This is a genomic window from Oribacterium asaccharolyticum ACB7 (assembly GCF_000238075.1).
Taxonomy (GTDB): Bacteria; Bacillota; Clostridia; order Lachnospirales; family Lachnospiraceae; genus Oribacterium; species Oribacterium asaccharolyticum.
The window spans coordinates 216,032-240,530 of sequence record NZ_JH414505.1 but is presented as its reverse complement, the minus strand read 5'-3'; the positions used below and the strand labels follow the sequence as shown (position 1 = coordinate 240,530).

17 protein-coding genes are annotated in these 24,499 nt (G+C 44.3%); 13 read left to right on the top strand and 4 right to left on the bottom strand.

What is annotated here, in order from left to right:
* Window positions 1–1,071 carry a YedE family putative selenium transporter gene (gene yedE, locus HMPREF9624_RS06040; RefSeq protein ID WP_009428982.1) on the bottom strand — a complete coding sequence of 357 codons (1,071 nt, stop codon included), beginning with the start codon at window positions 1,069–1,071 and terminating at the stop codon, window positions 1–3.
* Window positions 1,072–1,486: 415 nt separating this feature from the next.
* On the opposite strand from yedE, the gene HMPREF9624_RS06035 reads away from it, so the two are divergent.
* The 3 genes from HMPREF9624_RS06035 (at window position 1,487) to HMPREF9624_RS06025 (ending at window position 8,744) form a co-directional block, all read left to right on the top strand.
* Window positions 1,487–6,553 (top strand): hypothetical protein, encoded by a 5,067-nt coding sequence (locus tag HMPREF9624_RS06035; protein ID WP_009536980.1) that lies wholly within the window; start codon window positions 1,487–1,489, stop codon window positions 6,551–6,553.
* Window positions 6,481–7,155: a Spy0128 family protein gene (locus tag HMPREF9624_RS06030; protein ID WP_036594880.1), complete on the top strand. Its 675-nt coding sequence runs from the start codon at window positions 6,481–6,483 to the stop codon at window positions 7,153–7,155. Before HMPREF9624_RS06035 ends, HMPREF9624_RS06030 begins: the two co-directional genes overlap by 73 nt.
* 686 nt (window positions 7,156–7,841) lie before the next feature.
* Entirely contained in the window at window positions 7,842–8,744 is a 903-nt protein-coding gene (locus tag HMPREF9624_RS06025) for a hypothetical protein (protein ID WP_009536978.1), read from the top strand.
* A 333-nt stretch (window positions 8,745–9,077) separates the two neighbouring features.
* Here the strand turns inward: HMPREF9624_RS06025 and HMPREF9624_RS11410 are convergent, their stop codons facing one another.
* Together HMPREF9624_RS11410 and HMPREF9624_RS06015 are read right to left on the bottom strand one after the other, a co-directional pair.
* Window positions 9,078–9,731, bottom strand: a complete 654-nt coding sequence (locus HMPREF9624_RS11410) for a DUF898 family protein (protein ID WP_009536977.1) — start codon at window positions 9,729–9,731, stop codon at window positions 9,078–9,080.
* 111 nt (window positions 9,732–9,842) lie between these two features.
* The gene (locus tag HMPREF9624_RS06015; protein WP_009536976.1) at window positions 9,843–11,555 is read right to left on the bottom strand and encodes an adenine deaminase C-terminal domain-containing protein; all 1,713 of its coding nucleotides are present in this window, start codon (window positions 11,553–11,555) and stop codon (window positions 9,843–9,845) included.
* A 398-nt stretch (window positions 11,556–11,953) separates the two neighbouring features.
* Between HMPREF9624_RS06015 and HMPREF9624_RS06010 the strand changes: the two genes are divergently transcribed.
* The 3 genes from HMPREF9624_RS06010 (at window position 11,954) to HMPREF9624_RS06000 (ending at window position 16,286) form a co-directional block, all read left to right on the top strand.
* Window positions 11,954–13,312: an NCS2 family permease gene (locus HMPREF9624_RS06010; RefSeq protein WP_009536975.1), complete on the top strand. Its 1,359-nt coding sequence runs from the start codon at window positions 11,954–11,956 to the stop codon at window positions 13,310–13,312.
* 110 nt (window positions 13,313–13,422) lie between these two features.
* Window positions 13,423–14,682, top strand: coding sequence for an amidohydrolase family protein (locus HMPREF9624_RS06005; protein WP_009536974.1), 1,260 nt, complete (start codon window positions 13,423–13,425; stop codon window positions 14,680–14,682).
* 161 nt (window positions 14,683–14,843) lie between these two features.
* Window positions 14,844–16,286, top strand: a complete 1,443-nt coding sequence (locus HMPREF9624_RS06000; RefSeq protein ID WP_009536973.1) for a hypothetical protein — start codon at window positions 14,844–14,846, stop codon at window positions 16,284–16,286.
* 143 nt (window positions 16,287–16,429) lie between these two features.
* Here the strand turns inward: HMPREF9624_RS06000 and HMPREF9624_RS05995 are convergent, their stop codons facing one another.
* The gene (locus HMPREF9624_RS05995) at window positions 16,430–16,936 is read right to left on the bottom strand and encodes a hypothetical protein (protein ID WP_009536972.1); all 507 of its coding nucleotides are present in this window, start codon (window positions 16,934–16,936) and stop codon (window positions 16,430–16,432) included.
* Window positions 16,937–17,235: 299 nt separating this feature from the next.
* On the opposite strand from HMPREF9624_RS05995, the gene HMPREF9624_RS05990 reads away from it, so the two are divergent.
* The 7 genes from HMPREF9624_RS05990 to HMPREF9624_RS05960 all read left to right on the top strand — a co-directional run bounded on the left by HMPREF9624_RS05990 (window position 17,236) and on the right by HMPREF9624_RS05960 (window position 23,987).
* On the top strand, window positions 17,236–19,281 hold the full coding sequence (locus tag HMPREF9624_RS05990) for a DHH family phosphoesterase (protein ID WP_036594876.1): 2,046 nt from the start codon (window positions 17,236–17,238) through the stop codon (window positions 19,279–19,281).
* A complete protein-coding gene (gene rplI, locus HMPREF9624_RS05985) occupies window positions 19,281–19,727 on the top strand; it encodes a 50S ribosomal protein L9 (protein ID WP_009428040.1) in 447 nt (148 codons plus the stop codon). Before HMPREF9624_RS05990 ends, rplI begins: the two co-directional genes overlap by 1 nt.
* Window positions 19,728–19,730: 3 nt before the next feature.
* Window positions 19,731–21,086, top strand: a complete 1,356-nt coding sequence (gene dnaB / locus HMPREF9624_RS05980) for a replicative DNA helicase (protein ID WP_009536970.1) — start codon at window positions 19,731–19,733, stop codon at window positions 21,084–21,086.
* Between the two features lie 302 nt (window positions 21,087–21,388).
* Window positions 21,389–22,102: an adaptor protein MecA gene (locus tag HMPREF9624_RS05975; RefSeq protein WP_009428910.1), complete on the top strand. Its 714-nt coding sequence runs from the start codon at window positions 21,389–21,391 to the stop codon at window positions 22,100–22,102.
* Window positions 22,103–22,193: 91 nt separating this feature from the next.
* The gene (locus HMPREF9624_RS05970; protein WP_009536969.1) at window positions 22,194–22,427 is read left to right on the top strand and encodes a DUF1858 domain-containing protein; all 234 of its coding nucleotides are present in this window, start codon (window positions 22,194–22,196) and stop codon (window positions 22,425–22,427) included.
* Between the two features lie 109 nt (window positions 22,428–22,536).
* Complete coding sequence (locus tag HMPREF9624_RS05965; RefSeq protein ID WP_009536968.1) at window positions 22,537–23,136, top strand: type IV toxin-antitoxin system AbiEi family antitoxin domain-containing protein; 600 nt, start codon at window positions 22,537–22,539, stop codon at window positions 23,134–23,136.
* Window positions 23,133–23,987 (top strand): nucleotidyl transferase AbiEii/AbiGii toxin family protein, encoded by an 855-nt coding sequence (locus HMPREF9624_RS05960; RefSeq protein ID WP_009429801.1) that lies wholly within the window; start codon window positions 23,133–23,135, stop codon window positions 23,985–23,987. The genes HMPREF9624_RS05965 and HMPREF9624_RS05960 overlap by 4 nt, the downstream gene beginning before the upstream one ends.
* The last annotated feature ends 512 nt before the right edge of the window (window positions 23,988–24,499 follow it).

Genomic DNA, 24,499 nt, shown 5'->3' with positions numbered 1-24,499 from the left:
TTAGCTCCTTTCTTCTTTCTTTCCAAAAGTATTCATAAAGGCAATGCATACAAGTACAACAAGGCCGATGATGACAGCGATTTTTCCGTTGGGAGTCGGTCCCTTGCCGGATGCGGCAAGACCGAAATTGTGGCAGAAAGCGGCACCGACCAAAAGACCCAGATAGCTGACTGCAGAGTCTGCATTTCCTTCTCCCGCCATGACCATTTGTCTGAGAGGACATCCGCCAAGCATGGTGCATCCCAGACCGGCAAGAACCATGCCGAGGAAGTTCCAAAGAGAGTCGGTATGGGCAACAGGTTGGTCTGCGAATCCAAGATGGAACTTACCGAAGATCAGGTTTCCAATCAGTGCTGTCAGGAAAATCATGCAGAATCCGATTAAGAGCTTCGGTTCGCGGAAAAGGATAATGTCACGGAATCCGCCAACCATGCAGAGTCTGGTATACTGCGCCAAAGCACCTACGATAAGACCTGCACCGAGAGAGTAGATTACTGCAGCATGCTTCGCACCGGGACCTTCGGCTGTAAAGAAAATAAAGGCCGGAGCGGATACCAAAAGGATAAGGAGAACAAGCTGCACGATGGGAAGGGACAAGCCTTCGACCATGGTCTGCTTATAGGTTCTCTTTAAGGAATAACCGTTCTTTAAGAAGAATACGCCGGCAGCAATACCGACTACAAAACCGATGAGTCCGACTACCGCATTTAAGTCACCGCCGGCAAGACGGAGAACCATACGGAAGGGACAACCCAAAAACATCAGGGCACCGACCATGACGAAGAAGGCAATAAAGAAACGGGTAACGGGGGCGGAACCGCCGCGCGGCGCAAACTCTCCTCTTGCCATAGAAAGAATCATGGCACCCAATACCAATCCGATTACCTCCGGGCGAATATACTGTACCGCTTCAGCCCGATGAAGACCAAGACCGCCTGCCGTGTCTCGGATAAAGCACGCCAGACAGAATCCCATGTTTGCAGGATTGCCCAGCAATACCAATGCAACGGAGATAATCCCGATGATTCCTCCGGCAATGGCGATGTGAATACGTTCCGCTTTAAAATTCATACTTCCTCCTCTTTCCGCTTGACTTGCGGAGCTTTCGGTTCAAAACGTGTGTCGCAAAAAGCACGAAATCACTTCTCCACAGTGATAACGCGCGAAAAGAATGTGTGACGGCTTCTTGAAAGCCTGTTTTGCACAAAATATGCGACAGCCAATTTATAAAATCTTCAAATAGTATAGCATGGAAGCGAAATTAGAATTTATTGCAATATTGGAAGAGTGATTTTATTTATAGAAAAGTGCGAAGAGTAAAAAATATATATAATTGGTATAAACCCTTGGAATTTAACTGATTTTGTGCTTAAATAGATAAACTTGCCTGCGAATAAATATTAAAATTTAAGAACAGACAAAAAGAGACATAATTTAATTCATAACGAGTATCGTGCGATATCTCGTTTTTGGTAAGGAGACCATTATGCATCGCCCAAGAATCATGCACAATCGAAAAAGACTTATGGCCTTATTTTTAGTGATGAACCTGGTTCTTTCTCCCCTCTCTTCCTATGCAGTGGAAGAAGGGCGGATTGAGACGGGAGTGGAAGGCCTCACGGAAAATCGGGAGGAGCTTGCGAGAAAGGAAGACGCGGCTGTATCATCGGAAAAATCTCAGTCTTCAAAAGAAGGCGAAGACGCTGTTTCGGCTACAGACGAAAGCAAGACCGCGGAAGAACTTTCCGGGGCATCCGCAGAAGAAGGTTCCGAAGCTCTTTCTGCCGACAGCACAAAAAAGGATGGGAATTCCGTTTTTACGGAAGAAGAGAAGGATTTCGCTAAAGCGGGAGAGTTCAGAAAGAGCCTGGAGGACGGAACGGAAATTCAGGTAAGCTTTGAAGAGGGAACCTTCCCGAAGGGAACGAAGTTTTTCGCTACGCCTATTTTGAACGAGAAGAAAATAGAAAAGGCTCTGGCTATATCGGAAAAACTTTTAAAGCAGGAGTCCGCTTTTTCTGAAGAAGGAAAGACGGAAGGGGAAGAGGAAAGCGCCTCCGAAGTCATTGATATCTACGGAATAGACCTCTCTTTTAAAGTAAAGGAAGAGAATGGAATCTACAGAGAAGTAGAGCCGGAGGAGGGAAAGGAAGTTTCCGTATCGATTAGCTATCCGGAAGGAAAGTCTTTCTTTGTGAAGAAGGAGGAAGAAGAGGCTGATAAAACAGTCTCCGGATTAAATGGAGAGAGTGGAAGTGAATACAGTGAGGAGCTCTCCTATGTTCTGCACTTAAAGGATGAAGAGCATCCTGAGCTGATAGAGACAAAGGAAGAAGAGGGAAAACTTCTGTTTAATACCAAGTCCTTCAGTCCCTATTATTTCACGCGCGTGCGGAGAAGAAGAGAGGCACCGTCTGAGAAGATTTCCACGGAGTTCAAAGTTTATTGGACCGATCCGGCTACAACCGGGGCCAATCCGACTCGTTCCTATACGGGAACAGTTCATAAAATCGAGGACCAAAAGGATGTTGTTTTGAATCCGGCGAATAATGCGCGCTTTACGACAACCTATAAAATTCTTTTGAACCTGAAGGGAAGAAAGGATACGGTATACCCGGAGGGAACCGTTTCCATCGATATTCCCGTCAACGTCTTTAAGTCCTGGGACCCGGCCAATCCGGGAAGAGTGCTGGTTAAGGAAGGGAACGGACAAAGCAGGGGAGCGGAATTACTCTCTTCCTACCGTTCGGGGATTCCGAAGGCACCGAATAAAACGGGACAGAGCAGCTTTAACTATACGGAAATCCCGAAGACGGTAAACGGGAAGCAGGAGGCCTACTACCGACTGACAAACTACCGCCCCCTGGAGGGAAATACCGAGTTTGGGGTAGAAGTCGGCTATGACTTTACTCCGACCATGCTCGGGGTTACAAAAACGCAGATTGGTGGAAAAGAAGTCGGAGAGTATAAATGGGAATTTCCGGTGGAACTGCATGTCAATCATGACGATAACCAATTTGATTTGGAGGATACAAAGCAGCTTTCCGTGGATGTACGTACCAAGGTAGAACCGACGACGGTAAATGTTTACCATGGAAGGAAAGGACAGAATCAGGGACTTTACTTTGACTGGGATAACAGCTGGGGAAAAAGACCTTCGGATGATCACCCCGGAGATTTTTTCTACGGCGTGTATTATGTTGAGGTGGCAAGAAGCAAAAACAGCAGCCAGGCCTTTGATTATGTCTTTACCGAGCCTTCCAATTCGGCAGTCCTGGAAGGCGGAAAGCTCATCGGGGCTAAAAAATATCCTCAAAGTCAAAACTTTGATGATTACCGTTATAAGTCCTGGATCGATCAACAGGTTGATGCAAGCTATAAGGACATTACCGAGTACATGGACGGGAACGGGACACCCGCACCGGCTTCTCAGCCCTGGCTTGCAAATCCGATAGGAAAGACTTACCTTGGAATCCCGAAGGATCCCTATAATAAGCATGCGGATAAAGCACAGTATGTAGGGCCGGAAGAATATAACGGAACCTTCAACACGCAGATTTATGCGCTTTTATATCGTTATCCGATGCAAATCATTGAAGATGCGAAGACAACCACCGATATGGTGCACGACGGCATTTATATCGGAACGGGAGTGAAATTAAAGGAAATCTGGGCGGACGGATACGAAAGAGAGCAGGAATTTACAATTACGGATCAGAATAAGAAAATGCATGTTCTTCTTCCGGAGACGGGAAACGGAACCTTTAAGCTCGATAAGTGGGTGCAGGGAGATCCGACGAATAAGTCCCTTCTCAATCTGGATACCCTGCAAAGTTTCTATGCCAAGCGGGAAGAAGCGCCTTTGGTGTATAATGCCTTTCGGCAAAGCTTTTCCTTAAGTTATATTTCCACGGTCTCCAGGGACAGTGTGAACTTCCCCTACGGAGATGACCGCTATACTACAAACGGGGTGAAATTTTCCTTGCAGGATAACGGAGAATATTCACTGCTGACGCTTCCAAACGGAAAGAGCTCCGCGGAAGGAAAAGAGGTGGCGAAGGATTTATCCAATACCCACTATTTGGACCCGATTACAGGAGGAAATCCCTATTCCTTAACAGAGGAAGATTTTTCCTATAAGAGCTTCTTTGTGCCGAAGTTCAACACCTATGATGTGAAAAAGCATGCGAATCCCGCTATCAAGGTAACAGAACTGAATCAGCCGAGTACGGATTATGCCAAGTACCCGGAAGTGAAGGTCATGATTCGTAAGAAGGGGGAGGCGAAGAACCATTTTACGGAGTACGGAACAGTAAAAAGAAGAGCCAACGGAGATGTTGTTTTTGTGAATCAGTCCGGGACGGAGACAAAAATTTCGGAAACCGAACCGATGGCGCTTCCCGTCGATACGGTAGGCATTGATTTCCGGGGAGAAAGCTCCTTCTACAGGACGGAATTTACCGCGTCCTTTACTTTGAACATCCATCCGACGACCGACATGGCGAATCGGATTCAGGAAGACATCAACAAGAGTAAGACCTCCCTTATTACAGGACCTGCGGAAGGAAGGTACAGTGAGGGCGCGAGTGAACTGTTCCACGCGAGACTGGGAGAAAGCTTCGGCAGAATAGGCTATGAATTAAATGTCTTTAGTTATAAGACGGATATTTTAAAGGAACAGACCGGGGAGAGCGTTTACCACAGTGATGTCCTGGAACAGTGGACGCCGATTTCCATCGAACTGCTAAATAAGGCAAATGTTCCCGTCAGTATGCGTAAGCGTTCCGTAATGGATCCGTACCTCATTAAAGAAGGAATCTTCTATGACCTCCTTCCCTTCGGTACCTATGTCAACAAAGAAGAGGTGGAGCTCGGCACTTGGGAAATCAGTAATGCGTCTCCCATTTCCGCAAGCAGAAAATATATCCAGGATACGGACTATACCGTGCATTTCCAAAGGAACTGGGAAGGCACGGGACAGACTATGATGATTGTAAAGGTTAAGGTTCCCGATTCCGCAAATACCTTGTACTGGGATACGGGATTTAACTGTGCGGGTATGAAACTGAAATATACCCTGCACAATCCCTATACGAATATCATTGATCGCGGTAGAGAGCCGATGAACACCGTAGGCTTCTTAAATACCGGGGATACCGAGTTTAAAGCTAATTTCAGCAATAGCGAAAATCCCGATGTGGAAAAGCGGGAAGCCTACAGAAATCTTATGATGGAAGGTGCCGGAAACGGACATAAAATGATTCTCGGAGAGAGAAAGCTGAATTTCAAGCCGATTACCGTTATTGAGGCAAACTTAAGCAATACCGTTTCCACAGAGATTCATAAGAGCTTTTTAAAGGAAAATATCAGCTATCTCGGAGAAGAGTATCGTCACAGACTGCAGTATCAGGCGGCGGAAGCCACCAGAACTAAGGACTTTGTTTTCTACGACATTTTAGGAGAAGAGGCAAATCGAAACGGCGATTTCCAGGGACTGGATTTAAGCAGCTTAAAGATGAAGGCAAGCTACAATCCGTCTAACCCGAGCGCTCTGGACTATTGTAAGCCGGTGTGCTATTACGCAACAACGATTCCGGATGACCGAAATGTAGATGACAGCACGGTTTGGAAGGCCTTTGATCCGGATAACATGAGCGGAATCGACAAGAAGAGTATCAAGGCGATTGCCATTGACTGCCGAAAGACAGTGTCCGGACAAAACTTTATTTTGGACCAAAAGGGAATTATGGTCGCCTATGTGGAAATGTTGGCAACCAGAGATTCTGCAAAGGTTTCCGTGGTGAACACCAACACTGCATACCGGAAGGCAACTCTTTTTACCGGTGGAACGGTTCCGATGAATGTGAACCTGACCGAGGCAAAGAGTGAGGCAAAGCACGCCATTGTTCCACCCCTTACGCTGGATATTCCTGTGAAGAAGGAGTTGGAGGTACCGGCAAGACTCACGGCTCCGGATATTCGGGAGAATTTCTCGTTTAACATCCGTGCGCTTGGAGATGCTCCGCTTACGGATCAGTATGATAACCCGATTATAAACAATATTAAGAATCCGGATGAAAACGGCGGAATCATTCGTTTTTCCGGAATTCGGATTGTAAAGCCGGGAATCTATAAGTATCGCATTAAGGAATCGAAATTGGTGAATACTGCCGGTGTAATACCGGATTCCATGGGTGAAAAGGAATTGCTTGTCACGGTAGTGCGGGAAAATAATGTCCTAAAGGCAAATCTTTCCGCAACAGAAGAGCATCCTCTAATCTTCCGGAATGTCTATGGTGTACAGGAAGTCAAACCGGAAATTAAAGTTTCGAAGAGCTTGCTGTCTTCCAAGGCCGATAAACCGGATATCAGCGGAAAGTACCATTTTACCTTAAAGGCATTAAACGGTGCGCCGATGCCGGATGAGGCGGGAGGGGCAAGTACTCTGGAAAAAACGATCCGGATGCGGACGGAGGACAGATGTCCTTCGGACGAATCACCTTTACCACTCCCGGTGAATATAAGTACGAACTCGTGGAAACCGGAGAGGTGACCGATGTTCGAAACGACGAAAGACCGCTGAGAGAGATTACCATCACGGTGAGTGACTTTGGAACGGGAAAGCTGATTGCACTGGTCAGCGGAGATTCTTTGGAATATAAAAACCGTTATATTCCGGATGAACCGCCTCTTCCGACACCGGACGAACCGAGTTATCCCGGAGGGGGAGGAGGAACGCCCAGAAAGCCGATTTTCCCGAATCCGAATACACCGGGAGGACCGGGAGAAAAGCCGAAAGAGCCTGACAAACCGACGGTTCCGGAGGAACCGGGGACTCCCGGGACGCCGGAAAATCCGACACCGGGAGGCGGAGAGAATGTACCTCCAACGCCAAGTATCCCGGAAAGAATCAGAATCATTGAAAAGCGAATCGGGGAAATACTCGGAGAGGCTCGTAAGCGCCCGCTTACACCGGAAGAACAAAAAGAACTGAAACGCTTGGGAGAAGTTCTCGGAGCGCTTCGGAGGGAGCAATCCAGAAAAGTTAATACGGCGGATACATCCCGGATGCTCTGGTATGCTTTGGCAAGTAGCCTAAGTATTATGCTTCTCGCTGCTTACAGTCTTTTGGAAAGAGCAAAGAAAAAAAGATAAAAAGGAATAAAAAGGGACTGTAAAAAAATCAAAATAATTTTCTAAGCAATATAGGTCTGAACTTGGGCACGCTCTCGCTAGCTTCGCCACGTAACGGATACTAAGCGAAAAACTGCGTTTCTCTTGCTTTTCGCAAGTACCGACGGGCTCAGACTACCCCGCATTCAGACCTATATTGCAAAAATTACTTTATTATTTTGCTTTTTTACAGCCCTTTTTCAGTATGAAAGTACTATGTTTTCGATAAAAACTTCTAGGGAAATTATACGGCTGTTGCCGTTGCCGATTCTGCGGAACATCTCATCCTGTTGTGCATGTGTCGTCTGTCTGCTGTGTATATTTATATTGTTCATCGGCAACATACTTTACGGTAGTAAATTTCACAAATTACTGCATTTTAGCTTGAAAAGTAAAACATTAATTTTTACAATGTGGATTAAAAGATACGGCCTTATACACACTCCAATGTTCTTCACACAAAGCGCTATGCTTATTCCCGTGGTACATAGGTACATAACTTCATTATAAATTACTGCGCTATGTCGAGTATAATGTAGATTAACTTATCTTTTGAACCTTGAATGATGGGCGTCAGACATTCATACCAAACTAAATGTAAAAGAGAATGTTTTGAAAACTTAAAGAAATTATTTTATCTGAAATAATTTTTAAAAAGGAGGGGTTTAATGAAAAAGATTTTTTTAGTAACTGCCTTGGCTGTAGCAACATTGTCCGTAAATGTACTTGCTATGCAAGCTCAGGCAGGTGTATTAGGTCTGAAGCCTAGCGCCAATCAAAGCGTGACTCAATCAAGCGGTAATACTACTAACGCGGCGAACACGGATGTTCAAAACGTGCAGTATGATACCACGAAGTATCAATATCCTGCCCAGCAACTTAAGGCAGAGGGTAAAAACTTCGACAAGTACAACTGGAGGCTTTTCCAGCGTTTCGACACAGGTGAACTAATGGTCCAAGCTTGGGCCGATGGCCTGAACTGGCGAATCCGCGAGTATGCAGATAATACTGCTGCTGCTGCAAGAGGGAGTGAACGAATTTATGCGTTCGACCTCAGAGAAGAAGTCCTTCCTTATTACGACTGTGAGTACACCATAAACGGAATGCGTAGGTCAAGCTCGGAAAATAAACTTTATTTCATGAGGAATGATTCTGGACATATGGATATACCAGTTAGGATGAGTGTTGGGGTTCATGTTAAGCCGGAAAATTGTTATCCACGCGGTACGCGAATTGTGGTCCCAGGGGCAATGAATCATAATGGTTCCGGAGAACCATTTGCTGTGTATCAGGAACTCTACTGGAATAATGCTAGTAATGGACAGACTACGAATGAAACTGTTGATGACTATAATGCTAAGTATGGACATCCCATTGAGCCTGTGAAACTGTATTATCCTAGCGTAAATCGTGCGCTATATGTTTCCGGCTGGTGCCTTGATGATGTTGCCAAATATATGCCTATCATCGATAGCGTGTATTTGGATGATAATCCCGAAAACAATTCCCACTATACTTACTTGCTTCATTATAAGCTACGTAGCTTACCAGGCATGGAGCAGGATATCTAACCTCTTTTAAAAACCACCCAATATCGGGTGGTTTTTTACGGTATTTCCACAAAATTTGTGGATTAAACTATACATCGCAGTTATGGTCGTCATCGCACGATCGTAATTAATCTAGGGTATCCTACTAACTATATCTTAATTATGGATTTTGGAAGAATGTCAAATATAATCTAGAGAATAAAAGTTTCTTATATTATAATCTATTCCATTAGTATAAAAAATCCAGGATTTCAGAAAAAGTTAGAAAAAGACCGATAAATCCGGCTAATGCCGGTTTATCGGTCTTTTTGTGGGGCGTTTTTTTACAGCCCCCTTTATAGAAGTCAAAATTCCCTAAGAAAAGAAGGTATGAGAAGCCTTCCATTTTCGTAAAGCAACCTCTACCCATGCATCGTAAAGGAAGAGGGCAAGAATGAAAATAAGATAGATAACAATTAGAGCAAGTGGAGGCATGATGCCGGATTGAATGCTGTCAAAGGTATCTTCGAATCCGCCTGCAGCAAAAATAACAATCACTTCCGCTATGATAAAGAGGATGCTGAGACCGAAACCGCCCAAAAACCAAATGATAAACTTTCCGAAAAGTTGGAGCGCGGAACCGTCAAACTTTAAGCGGCGTCCTTCGATATAAGTATGTGTTGCTTCCCACTTATAAATCATGGTGTAGGCCCATGGAATGCAAAGTCCGAAGGTAATTAAAGAAACCAAAGCTCCTAAGAAACGCCAACCGATAAGCTGTAAGGTGGTTCCGTCAAAGTAAGACTTACCCTTGGTTTCCACAGGGTATACCGGGATACTGCCCGGTGTTCTCTGCGCATTTTGTGTAGAGGGAGCCGGACTTCCCACATAAATGGGGGTTCCCTGAGCGACATTTCCCTGAGCTGTACCGCTTTGTGCTCCGCTATTCTGTGCATTACTTCCCTGTGTTGTATTTCCCGACGTTGTACTGTTCTGTACTACGTTTTCCTGCTTTGTGTTTTCTTCCATACAATCCTCCTTCTGTAAAAAGCTTTTTAACTCATTAGAATTTAATCATAATTTTATCTTATCTTCAAGAATAATTTAATTCGAAAACAAGCTATTTAATTCGAAAACAAGCTATTGCTTTAAAAGTCTGGACTGGGCACCCTTTATAACATACATTCCTCTCGGCGTGATTCGAATCTCCGGAATGGAGGGAGAGGAGAGAAAGGCAAGCGGAAGGAGGGGGTCCATGGCAGTACCGATTCCCATTTCATGCAGTTTTTCTTTCAGCAGTCGTAACTGTTCTTCCGCCTTTTCATGGCCGCAGTCCGTGAGTAGCCCCATAATGGGAAGGGCGAGGGAAAAGAGGATGGTGCCCTGTGATACGACGGAAACGCCTCCCTGCGTTCGAAGAAGCTCGTTTGCCGCAAGACACATATCCCTGTCCGAGTCTCCAATTACGAGAATGCCGTCACAGTCTCGGGAAAGAGAGGTGGCTATCGCACCTTGTCGGATAGGATAGCCGGAGCAGATGGCAACACACATCCGCTTCCCGCCACTGTTGCGCGAAATCGAAGCGATTTTACGATAGTCCGGATTTTCCAGGGGATCAAAGTTATTGCTTCTTCTGAAGTTGACCTGCAGACGGCTGTTACGAATTTCCCCTTCTTGGATTCCGATAACCGTAGAGTTCTGCTTGAAGATGGGAAGGTGAAAATCTTCTTCCTCCAAGGGAGAGAAATGGAGTGTTTTTTTCAGTTCCTTCGGACAATGCGAAATAGGGTACTTTTCCTTCTTCTCCACCCGTTTTCCCTTATGGAAAACGGCCTCGATATCAACTTTTTTCGGGTCGGAAAGCAGGACAAGGTCAGCTTGTTTTCCGGGAGCAATCACTCCCAGATGACTTAAGTGGTAGCATTCTGCGGCATTGATGCTTGCCATCTGATAAGCCTTTCCAACGGGAAGACCGAGAGAAATTGCTCTTCGGATTAAGTGATTAATATGGCCTTCTCTCAGAATGTCCCCCACTTTCTTACCGTCGGTACAAAAGGAGAAGCTCCTACTGTCTATTCCCTTGGAAAGGATTCCCTGAATCGAGGTTTCCAGCTTATGCACGGCGGAGTCTTCTTTGATGTGAATGTGCATCCCGGCATGAACTTCATCCAGCGTATAGGAAAAGTCCTTCGGAACCTGACCGGTTTGCAACTTCAAAAGAGAGCAGTCTTCGGAGTTTAGGGATAAGAAGCTGGAATAGCCGCCGGGAAATTTGCTTTCCGCTCCGTCTGCCGTTTTCCAAAGTACAGGATTGGAGTGGATAACTCCTCTTGTGTCCATGAGTTCTTCAAGCCCCAGAATGCGTGGATTTTTTAAGAAGGAAAAGAAATCTGTTGAGGAAAACTTGGCTTCATGCCCTTCGGAAAGGGATGGACTGATGCAGTAGGGAAGCATAAGAAAGACATTGGCGGGACTTTTCTCACTTTGCTTTAGGAGATAATCAATGCCCTCCTTTCCCGCCACAGTCCATACTTCGTGGGGGGTTACGATAAAGCTTGTGGTTCCGCAGGCCGCTGCCGCACTAATCACTTCATTGGGAGGAACCAGAGCGGCTTCCAAATGAGCATGTGCATCGATGAACCCGGGGAAAAGATACTTCCCCTTACAGTCGATTACGGTATCGCCCGGAAAGTCCTTTCCGATTCCGGCAATATAGCCTTGTTTAACCGCTACATCTCCATCGTAAAAGGAGGCGGTGTAGGCGTCAAAAATATGGGCGTCTCGGAAAATCAGATCCGCAGGACTTTCTTTTTTGCAAACCTTGGATAATTTGTCGTAAAGACTTTTGTTCATACTGCCGCTCCTTAAAGAGTAGAAAAGTAAGTGGGAAAGTAAGTAAAAAATAGAGTCTATAGCCATAAAAATAGAGAAACGGAACCCTTATAACTTAACTATAGCGAAGAATGTCGAGGAAAGAAAATAGAAAGTTTTTATGCACTGCAGAATAAAAAGAAATATAGGAAAACAAAAAAAGAAATATAGGAAAACAAAAAAAGTCCTGTTCTTTTTTGATGATTGATGTAAAATATCGTTTGTTCGTAAAAAAACGAATGATGTATAGCTCAGTCAGAGATTCACTTAAGAAGATATTTTGAACGGTTCTTTTTTCTCGTTGAATCCCGGTATGAACATGTCGTGAAGTCTTTACCGGTTTTCATATACTGTCTATTTCATTTTTAGGGGGACGACAAATGGAAAAATTTTTCAAACTCAAGGAACATCAAACTGATGTAAGAACGGAACTCATAGCGGGCATTACCAGCTTTATGACGATGGCTTACATCCTCGCCGTAAATCCGCGAGTACTTTCTGCAGCAGGAATGGATGCGGGCTCCGTGTTTACGGCAACAGCCATAGCTTCCGCCATAGCCTGCATCATGATGGCGCTACTGGCTAATCTGCCCTTTGTTTTGTCGGCGGGAATGGGACTGAACGCTTACTTCGCCTATACCGTGGTACTGAATATGGGTTACACCTGGGAAATGGCATTGGCAGCCGTGTTTGTGGAAGGAATCATCTTCATCCTTTTATCCCTGACCAATGTTCGTGAGGCAATTTTCAATGCGATACCGCCCAGTCTGAAACTCGGTGTTTCCGTGGGGTTTGGACTTTTCATCACCTTTATCGGTTTACAAAATGCACATATTGTAGTAGACGGTGCAACTTTGGTAACCTTATTTTCTTTCAAGGGCTCTGTCTTAAACGGAACCTTCCAATCGGAAGGAATCACCGTGCTTCTTGCCTTACTCGGCGTATTAATCACAGCCTGCCTGGTGATTAAAAATGTAAAAGGAAATATTTTGCTGGGAATTGTAATCACTTGGGGGCTGGGGATTCTCTGTCAGCTTACCGGCCTTTATCAGCCGAATCCGGACGGCGGTTTTTACAGCCTGATTCCCGGAAAGGTCGTTTCCATGCCGGCATCCGTGGCACCGACCTTTATGAAAATGGATTTATCGAAGCTTGCCAGTCTTGAATTCGCTATGGTTGTTTTCGCCTTCCTTTTCGTGGATGTCTTTGATACCCTCGGCACATTAATCGGATGCGCTTCCAAGGCCGATATGTTGGATCGGGACGGAAAGCTTCCCGGGATTAAGGGCGCTCTTCTTGCGGATGCAATCGGAACCACGGTAGGCGCTATTTTCGGAACTTCCACGATTACAACCTTCGGAGAGTCCGCTTCCGGGATTGCGGAAGGCGGCAAGACAGGTCTTACGTCTATTGTAGTAGGTGTACTCTTCCTTATTGCACTGTTCTTCTCTCCGATTTTCCTTGCGATTCCGTCCTTTGCAACAGCACCGGCACTTATCGTAGTCGGATTTTTCATGATGCAGCAGGTGGCAAAGATTGATTGGAACGATATGCTTACGGCGATTCCCGTATTTATCTGCATTATTGCGATGGCCTTTACCTATTCCATTTCCGAGGGAATTGCATTCGGAATCATGAGCCATACCGTTATTCACCTTCTTTGCGGAAAGGGAAAGAAAGTCAGCATTTTGATGTACGTATTAAGCTTTATCTTCATTTTGAAATATATTTTCATTTAAGATACACTGCACATGGAACGGTTTCCACCGAGCGTTAAATTGTCCGGACAGGAAAGAGAGATTTTTCGGTTCGGGAATCGGAAGCTGTTCCATTTTTTGTAGGAGGGAAAATGGAATATTTAGTACACGGAGACCTGTGTTACAGTACGGGACCGGAGCATATTGAGACAAAGGAAAATGCCTATTTGCATGTAAAGGACGGGAAATGCCTTGCCGTCTATGAGAGCCTGCCTTCGAATTGTTCCGCTTTGGAAATCAAAGACTATCGTGGAAAACTCGTGCTTCCGGGGATGGTGGACCTGCATCTCCATGCACCCCAGTATGCCTATCGGGGAACGAAAATGGATTTACCGCTTCTGGATTGGCTGAATATCAACACCTTTCCGGAAGAGGCGAAATATCGGGATACCGACTATGCAAGGGCGGCTTATCGTAATTTTGTGGAGGATTTAAAGGAAAGTCCCACAACCCGTGCGGTCATTTTCGGAACCTTGCATAAGGATGCAACGCTTTGCCTCATGGAACTTCTGGAAGAAAGCGGCCTGGAGACTATGGTGGGAAAGGTCAATATGGACCGGAATTCTCCGGAGTATTTAACAGAGCATAGTGCGGAAGAGTCGCTAAAGAATACAAGAGAGTGGCTGGAGGAAATCCCGAAGAACTATCGGCACTGCCGCCCGATTCTGACGCCGCGCTTTACCCCAACCTGTTCGGATGAGTTGCTTCTCGGTCTCGGGAAAATGATGGAAGAAAAAGGGCTTCCCCTGCAATCTCACCTTTCCGAAAACAAGGCGGAAATCGCCTGGGTTTCCGAGCTTTGTCCGGGTACCCGAAACTATGGGGAGAGTTATGATCGTTATGGTCTCTTAAACCATACCGTTATGGCCCACTGCGTTCATACCGGGGAGGAAGAACTGGACCTTCTTATTGAGAGAGGATGCTTTATCTGCCATTGTCCGCAGTCCAATACCAATCTGCAATCCGGCGTTTCTCCGGTAAAACATTTTCTGAAGAAAGGCGCAAAGCTTTCTTTGGGAACCGATGTTGCGGGAGGGGCGAACCTGTCCATGTTTCGAGCCCTTACGGATGCCATCCGGGCCTCCAAGCTCCGAAACTGCCTCCTGGAAGAGCATGACAGTGCCTTGAATCTGGAAGAGGCCTTTTATATGGCAACGCTTTCCGGCGGTGCTTTCTTTGGGGAGGTTGGGTCTTTCATGCCGGATTATGAGGCGGATTTCCTGGTGTTTTCCCGGAAGAGACAGAGCGTCAGGGAAGAAAGCCTACTTGAGCGTCTGGAAATGCTCTTGTATACGGAAAAGGAATTATTTGAGATGGAAGCCAAGTATGTTCAAGGAAGAAAAATTCTGTAAGACCGGATAAGAAGAGAGGAAATGCTTTTTCTACGAAGAAAAACAGAAGAGAGAAAAGATAAGCTAAATCACAAAAACGGCTTATCTTTTTTCTTCTCTATGATACAATGAAACGGACACACTTCGGAGAAAAGAGTAGCAGTTTAGGAGAAAACAAACTTATGGAAAAAGAGATGCAAGAGGAGCTTGTACTTGACCTTCCCGAGCTTTTAGCCATGTATTTGAGAAAAGGAGTTCTGATTCTTGCGTGCAGCTGTATTTTCGGCATTCTTTTTGCGAGCCTGAGAACCTTGCGGAGAGGTGAGGAGAATCCTGCCGTAAGTACGGAGGAAGAGTCGGCGTTTGATAAGGAGCGGGCCTTAGAAGAGGGAACGGCGAATTATGTAAAAACGCAGCTGGAGCGGGAAAAGGATTTAGCTCTTTGGGAAGTAAAGAGACTGGAGGATTCGGCTCTCTTTCAATTGAAGCCGGATTCCGTCTATGAGAGACAGATGGACCTTTATCTGAAACTGCCCAATCCTGTGGATGCGCAGGGAAATTCGGAATCGATTTACATGAATAGAATAGCGGAGAGGGAAGGCTTGGTGGAAGCTTATAAGACGCTTTTTCGCTCGACGGATTTCTATAATCAGATTGCATCCTCGACGGGGAATTTGAAAAGCAGTGATATTCCGGATCTCCTGTTCCTGGATGCCGATGATAAAACCGGGAACATCAGTCTCTCTTTCGCAGGTGCAAGTGCGGAAGAGGTAGAAAAAATGGGAAATGCCGCGAAGGCCTATTGGGAGAATGCTGCCGCAAAACTGGGAGAAGAGCTGGAACCGCACAGCATCATTCTTCTTTCGGATACAAGCGCACAGGGAATGCGTGTGCACAGTGTTTTGACCTATCAAAACTCCGGGGAAAATGTAGAAGGAAGAGGACAGGATTCTATCCTGGGAAGACAGGAGGACAAGAAGGCAAGTCTGAACAAACGCTTGGAAAACATTAAAAACCTGAAGGATCAGGAGAAGAGTCTTCCTAAGGAAACGGCAAGTGTGAACCTCGGATTCAGCAAAAGAGCCTTTGCGAAACAAGCCATTTTAGGCGTGATACTGGGTGGATTTCTTTCTGTTTTTGTTTTTACATTGCAGTATCTTTTTGAAAAGAAGCTTCCGAGAGAAGAAGATTTGGAGAGCATCTACGGTTTTACCGTATTGGGAAGTAAAAGAAGATTCGGAAGAGAGGGGCTTTGCAAAAGCTTATCCGACAAGCTTTCGGGAGACCGGGAAAGAGAAGGGGATGAAGAGGCTCTGCTTTCCCTTGCGAAGAGTAACCTTTCTCTGCTCCTTAAGGAAAGGAATATTGCCGAAGAGATTCTTTTTGTAGGAGAGGACAAGACACTTTTAGAAAAAACGGTCAAGTTCATGAACGATGAAAGTCCCTATTTAAGTTGTTCCTATGCCTATGATATTTTCAAAAATGAAGAAGGCATCAGCAAATTGGGAATGTATCGGACCCTTGTTTTTGTGGCGGCAGGACGAAGTGATTTGAGAAGTCTTTTGAATATGAAGAGAAAGGCGGAGACCTTAAAGAAAGAGGTTATGGGTCTGCTTTTGTTCTAAGCCTTCAGGGCGTTTCGCGAGCAATACTCGTTATAAACGAGATATCGACCCTTTGCGCACGACCCTCGTTATGAACAAAAAGGGAGAAGAAATTTTCGGATTTCTTCCCCCTTTTAAATAGTCTGATTCGCTCTTTTCGAGGCTTAATTCTTGCCCTGCTCTCTACTGAAATCGGCAGCATTGACTTCCCCGGATTTAGGGGTTACGCCGCTTCCCTGGATGCCTGTTCCTCTCGGCTTATAGTTCTTCATAACACCGTTCTTTTTCTCGGGAACTTTTACGACAGGCTTTTTCTTATTGATAGCATCCTGCTCAGCCTGCTCGTACTGCACCTCTACTTCCTTTTCTTTTACGCCTTCATCCGGATCCCCTACATACCAGGCACCATCCGCATTTACGGTATACCCGTCCGGAGTGGTAGTGTCCATCAAAGCCCAACCGGCATCATCAAAGTAATAGCACTCTGCGAGTCCGTCTCTGTTTCCGTCCAGCCAGAACCAACCGGAGTGACACCAGCTTCCGTCTTCATTTCCATACCACCAACGATTGCTGTTCTCTCCCTGTCCCATGTTCCAATTTGCCATAGCGGGGATAGCTGCCATAACACTCATTGCAATGGCAAGAGTAGCAACTAAATTCGTTTTCTTCATAGTATAACCTCTGTTTCTACATTTTATTTTCAAAAATCATTCGCAAAACTGCATTCATTCTACTAGAGGAGGAAAATAAAACAATAAAGAAAATCTTAAGGATAACTCGTTTTTCCTTAAGTTCGTAATCTTTTTGTTCTCCGGAGTAAGCTTTTCGTTCTTCATAGGAAGCTTGTAACTTTACCTTGGAAGGAAGAAATAGTATAATGGCAAAGATTATTTGAAAAAAGGATTTAGAAAAGAAACAGCAGATTAACAGAGATTGTTTTGTTTAGATAAAAGATGATGAAAGAGGAATCATGAAAAAAAGACATGCATTACCGGGGATAATAGATTTTTATCTGAGAGCCCCTTTGTGGTTATCTTTACTTTGGCTTCCCATAATTTTCACGGCATTTTTTAGGGAGTGGAGATATGGGCTTATGCTCATCTTCTTTGCCTTGCTCTACCTTTGTGCGGCCATTGTTCTGTATCGTAGCAGAAAGAGCTTGATGTTATCCGCTCTTTTGGAGTTTTCCTTGCGGGCAAATGAAAACAGGGCAAAGCTTTTTGAGGAAATGCCCACCGCCTATTGTATTATCGGACAGAATGGAGACTTGCTCTGGGAGAATAAGGCATTACATAAAATTTTGCAAACCGGTAATAAGCCGGAGAAGAATATTTTCAGTATTTTTCCCAATATGCAGAAAGAGATGCTCGAAGAAAAGGAAGCGGTGGTGGAGCTGCACTCCTCCTTCATGGGAAGAAAGTATTGTATCGACATCATTCGTCTGGACAGCTTACGGGATGAGGGAGAGGTTGTACACTACGGTCTTTCGGAGGAAGAAGAGCTTGTAGCGGTTTACCTGCGGGACGAAACGGAGGAAGTGGAGCTCCAACAGAAGCTGGATGAAGAAAGAGTGGTGTTGGGGCTGGCTTATATCGATAACTATGAAGATGTTATGGAGCAGATTGAGGAAGTCAGACGTTCCCTGCTCACGGCTCTTGTGGATCGAAAAATCACCCGCTATATCAGTTCCGCAAACGGTGTTATCAAGAAAATTGAAAAAGACAAATACTTCTTTCTTTTAAAGCAGACAGCCTTGGAGAAGATGATGGAGGATCGTTTTTCCATCCTGGAAGAGGTGAAAGAAGTGGATATGGGAAATGAACTGGCGGTAACCTTAAGCTTGGGAATCGGCTACGGTGCGGGAGAATTTACCCAGAACTACGACTATGCGAGAACCGCCATGGATATGGCACTCGGTCGAGGCGGGGACCAGGCGATAGTAAAGAATCCCGAGAAGCTCAGCTTCTTTGGCGGTAAGAGCCAAAGTACGGAAAGAGTGACCAGAGTTAAGGCAAGAGTGAAGGCGCAGGCCTTTGAGGAGTTGATTGACTCGAAGGATAAGGTCCTGATTATGGGACATAAGAATGCGGATATGGACTGTCTCGGAGCTTCCGTAGGAGTCTATCGCATGATTACGGCACTGGACAAGAGAGCTTATATTGTGCAGAATAAGGTGACCTCCACCATTCTTCCTTTAAAGGAACGCTTTCTGAACAATCCGGATTATCCGAATGATATGTTTATTGACGGAGAGACGGCAAAGGCTCTGGTGGATAACAATACCATGCTCGTGGTGGTGGACTGTGACAGACCTTCCATTATTGATGAGCCGGATTTGCTGACCATGGTGAAAACGAAGGTGGTATTTGATCATCACAGGCAGAGTTCCGAGACCATACAGGGGGCAGTTCTAAGCTATTGCGAACCCTATGCTTCTTCCGCTTCGGAGTTGATTGCGGAGATGATGCAGTACATTCGGGAGGGAATCAAGGCGAAGCCGATAGAGGCGGACTGTATGTACGGGGGAATCGTTATCGACACGCGGGAATTTACCAACCAGACCGGCGTGCGAACCTTTGAGGCCGCTGCCTATTTAAGACGTTGCGGTGCGGACATTATCCGCATTCGGAAAACGTTCCGAGAGGATTTTATTGATTATCAGGCGAAGGCGGACACCATCAGTAAGGCGGATATTTATCGGGAATACTACGCCATCAGTACCCTGGAAAGGGCCGGGACAGAGAGCCCGACCGTGCTTTGCGCCAAGGCGGCCAATGAACTTCTGAATATTCGCGGCATCAAAGCCAGCATCGTTTTAACGAAGGTGGAGGATACGGTTTTTCTTTCCGCCCGTTCTATCGACGAGCTGAATGTGCAGGTGCTTATGGAGAAGCTTGGCGGGGGCGGACATCGTACGGTGGCCGGCGCCCAGATGAAGGGATTTACGATAGAAGAGTGTATTGACAAGGTAAGAGCGGCGATTGACGAAATGATTGAAGAAGGAGAAGTGGAATAATGAAGGTTATTTTATTAAAGGATGTAAAGAGCTTAGGAAAAAAGGGAGAAATCGTAGAAGTCAGTGAGGGATATGGCAGAAATTTCATCATTCCCACTAAGGCGGGCGTTCTGGCGGATGCCAAGAACTTAAATACCTTAAAGCTGCAGGTGCAGAATGCCGAGAAGATTGCGGAAGAAAAATTGGAAGAAGCGGAGGCGCTGAAGAAGAAACTGGAAGAGGTAAAGCTCATCTTCCATATGAAGGCGGGAAAAGACGGAAGAGCCTTCGGTTCCATTTCCACAAAAGAGGTACAGGAAGAGCTGAAGAAGCAGTATGACATCAGTGTGGATAAGAAGAAAATGGAGCTGGATGTGCCGATGAAGAATTTCGGAGGCTATGATATCAAGGTGAAGTTGCATAAGGATGTGGAGGCGACTCTCCATGTCAGTGTACAATCGGAGTAAATTATGGCATCACAGGAAGAAGAGCTGCTTTTACGAACGATTCCCCATTCGAAGGAGGCGGAGGCAAGTGTAATCGGTGCGATGATTCGCGACGGGGATGCGGTACTGCAGGCCTTGGAAATCTTACAGCCTGAAGATTTTTACGGAAGACAGTTTCAGGTGCTTTTCTCTACGATGAAGGAAATGGCCAGAGAAGGCATCAGTATTGACTTTGTCAGCTTACAGGACAGATTGAAGGCGAAGAAGGATGTTCCGCCTGAGTTTTTTTCCTTGGAAACCTTGAAAAATCTGGCCATGGAAGTACCCAGTGTGGCGAATATCCGCATTTATTGCGAGATGGTACGTTCCAAGTCCATTCTTCGTGCTCTGATTCGAACGAACGAAGAGATTGCCAACATGTGCTACCGGGGAGAAGAAGACCTGGAAACCATACTGGAGACTACGGAGAAAAAGATATTCAATCTCTTACTCGAGAGAAATACCAGAGAATTTGTGCCCATTTCCGAGGTGGCCATGAATGTACTTCGGAAGGTGGAAGAAGCATCCAAACAGAAGAATGCCATTACGGGCGTTGCTTCCGGCTTCATTGACCTAGACTATCGGACGGCAGGTTTCCAGAAATCCGATTTAATTTTGATTGCGGCAAGACCTTCCATGGGAAAAACGGCCTTTGTCTTAAATATCTTGGACCATGTAGCGGTAAAGAAGCAGGAACCGGTTATGATTTTTTCCTTGGAGATGTCCAAAGAACAGTTGGCAAATCGCTTGCTTTCTTTGGAAACCAAGATTGAGGCGGATAAGCTGAGAAAAGGAACCCTTACGGACGAAGAGTGGGGAGACCTCATTGAAGGAGTCGATCGTTTATCCAAGTCGCAGGTTTTTATTGACGATACTCCGGGAATCACGGTAAGTGAATTGAGAGGAAAATGCAGGAAGAGAAAGCTGGAGTCCGGACTTTCCCTTGTGATGATAGACTACCTTCAGCTAATGAGCGGAGAAAAGGGGAAAAGGTCTTTGGAAAACCGACAGCAGGAGATTTCCGACATTTCCAGATCCCTAAAGGCACTTGCCAGAGAGATGGACTGCCCGGTTATTGCACTCTCTCAGCTGTCCCGTGCTGTGGAGCAGCGTCCGGATCACCGCCCCATGCTTTCCGACTTAAGAGAGTCGGGGGCAATCGAGCAGGATGCCGACATCGTCATGTTCCTCTATAGAGATGATTATTACAATAAGGATACGGAGCATCCTAACGAAGCGGAGTTGATTATAGCAAAGCAAAGAAACGGTCCCATAGGGACGGTGCGCCTTTTGTGGCAACCGCAGTATACGCGCTTTAAAAATGCGGAGAAGGAGCGATAAAAGCTTCTTCTTTTTCCTTATCAAGAGCAGATGATTTGTAGTGCATGGGGGAATGCAGCCTATTTCGTTTTACAGGGGAGAAAAGTAAGATCTTTTATTAATAAAATTGATTTAATATCATTAAAGTCAGATAAATTTCTTTTATAATATAGCATATCAACAGAATTTATCCGGTATATTAGCTTAAAATATTCTAAAAACGGGTATTAGAAATTGCAAATGAACCGATTAAATAGTATGATAGTGCAATCGATAAATCTTTTTTAGTAAGGGAAAAAGGCTATCGATAGTAAGGAGGAGCCATGAAAATCGAGAAAATTGATGACAACTCCATCAAGTGTACACTGTCCAGTTTAGATTTATCTTCGAGGAATTTAAACCTAAGGGATATGACCTATGGCTCTCAAGCTGCTAAAAGGCTATTTAATGAAATGATGCAAAAGGCGAAGGAAGAGGTTGGATTTTCCATTGAAAACACGCCCCTCATGATTGAGGCTGTTCCTTTGCAAGGAGGTGCGGTACAACTCATTATTTCTAAGGTGGATGACCCGGAAGAGTTAGATACACGCTTTTCGAAGTTTTCCGCAGCCGGCAGTGGACAGAACGGCTGGATTTCAGAACTGGCAACCCAGATTTTGGAGGGAGCGCAGGGCTTGATGAAGCAATTGAAGGAGACCGAAGAAGAACCCGGCGTAGCGGAAGAGAAGAAGGAATCCGGAGATGAGGGGATTCGCTTATATCGCTTCCGGACTTTGGATCGCGTAATCGATGCAGCCAAGGCGGTGTCGTATTGTGATTTGGGCGCAAACAGTCTGTATAAGGCAGAGGACAAAAAGGGGTATTATTTGAGTCTGCACAGTAAAGGAGACGACATCGACAGCCTGAATCGTGCTGCAAATCTTTTGCTGGAATATGGAGAAAGAGTGAACGGCGGTTCCGCTACAGAGGCTTATTATAAGGAGCATATGGAGCAATTGATCCAAGAAAACGCTTTACAGAAGTTAAAGACGGTGTAATCGAATCAAGATTACCCGGGCGGGAGTTATGGAATAGAAAAGAATCCCTTACAAAAAATAGCTTGAAAAGGCGTTAAGGAAGGAGAATGCTATGGAAGAAATTACAAAAGACATGAAGATTAGCGAGATTTTGGCGCTAAATGAATTGATCGCTCCATTTCTTATGCAAAACGGTATGGGTTGCGTATCTTGTGCTGCCTCTCAAGCAGAGTCTTTAGAAGAAGCCTGTGAGGCTCACGGCATTGATGTGGATGATTTGACAGAGGATTTGAATGATGTTTTGCGAGAGTATATGGAGATGCAGGAAGCCTCGCGGAATGCTTGATGGAAAGGATTGGACGGAGAGAAAATGAGTTCTCCGTCTTTTTTTTGCTAAATATTGACTTTTGTTCTTATAAATACCATAATTTAAGAACGAAAAGGCGGTAATAGAAATGAGTAAACGGGAACTCCTGCTAAAAAAAATAAAAGAAAATAATGGGATTATAACTACCAAAGAAGCCTTAAATCTTGGTATTCATAAGGATATCCTAAAAGAATTAACCATAAAAGAAGAACTTGAAAAAATAGCCAACGGACTCTATGTACTTCCGGATGAGAATATTGATGAGTATCTTTATTTCTCATACAGAATACCCAAAGGTATTTTTTCTCACGAAACAGCGGCATATTTACAAGGATTATCAACACGAATGCCCCTTGTTTATGTGATGACTGTAAAGGTAGGAGATAATGTCAGCAGAGTCAAGTCAACAAGAGATAATATTATTTTTAAGTATGTGAAAAAAGATTATTACGATATTGGAAAAACAACTATAACCGGTCCTTTTGGCAGAGAAATATTAGTGTATGACAAAGAAAGAACCATACTTGATATTATCAAAGATAAGGACAGAATAGATGCACAAGTATTTAGCGAAGCAATAAAATCTTACTTTGCAGGTAAGGAGAAAAATTTATTAAAACTGTCAAAATATGCCATTAGGATGAATATGGAGCAAGCTTTAAAACGATATACGGAGGTGCTGTTATGAAAACATCGGAACAGATAAAAGGAGCGATTAGGAACATATCTAAGAAAACGGGAGTTAATCCGAACTCTCTGCTTCAGATGTGCTTGTTTGAAGGAATACTTGAAAAACTCTCAAAATCAAAATATAGTGAGAATTTTATATTAAAAGGCGGACTTCTTATCTCCTCTCTTATCGGTGTTGATATGCGTAGTACGATGGATATGGATACCACGCTTAGAGGCATTCCGCTAAATGAAGAGTCTATATCAAATATTTTAAATGAAATATTAGCGATTGAAATTGATGCAGATATTGAATATAAGCTGATTAAATTATCGCCAATAAGACAGGAAGATGTGTATGAAGATTTTTGTGCAAGCATATCCTGCATTTTTGGGAAAATAAATGCAACCTTAAATATAGATATAACGACAGGAGATGTTATTACTCCAAGAGAAATGAATTATTCCTATTCAAGAATCTTAGAAGAAGGTACAATACCGATTATGACCTATACCATAGAAACTATACTCGCTGAAAAATTTGAAACTATTTCAAGCAGAAATATTACCACAACAAGAGCAAGGGATTTCTATGATTTGTATATGATATACAGCATTTATAAAGATAAAATTGATAAAGACATATTAAGAAAAGCAATAGAAAGAACGAGTAAATACAGAGGTTCTTTTGAAACAGCTTTACAGTATAAGGAAATCGTAGAGTTATTCCGGGAAAGTGAAACACCAAAAGAACTATGGAAAAAATACACACAGAATAACCCGTATTCTAAAGATGTTGATTTCTTAGATACTATATCAGTCTATGAAGAAATAGGTACTGTATTAAATGTGAATGATGATACTAAATAGTATTATGGTCGGTATGGTCTTTAGGGTTGCACCGGCTCTTTTTTTGTAGTGTGTCTTTGAGGCAGAGCCTAAACCAAAGCAAGACATTCCTTAGTCTGTATGATGGAGTTGCCAACGATTACTTGACAGTAACACTCGTTTTGAAAAAAATAAAAAAATTGCTTGACAGAAAAAAATAGTTAGTGTAATATAACTGCAGTTAGATAAAACTAACTGTTGTGAATAAGGGTTTTGCCACCTAAGAGAATTACCGTCCCTTATGCAGCATGACTTAAGAATTCATAACAAATCCCTTTGTCGTGTCCTCCTGACCATAAGCACGATAAAGCGGGAATCTCCTGAAATAAATAGACTCAACTTAAGTGTCCGTCTTTAAGGCGGAAAGAAAAGCAGAAGCGTGCTCGGCTTCTGCTTTTTGCTTGCCAAAGATTTTCTTTTAACTTGTTTTTCCTTTTACTTGCCTTTTATTATTATATTTGTATAAATTCGGTCGATAAAATGAGGTGATATTT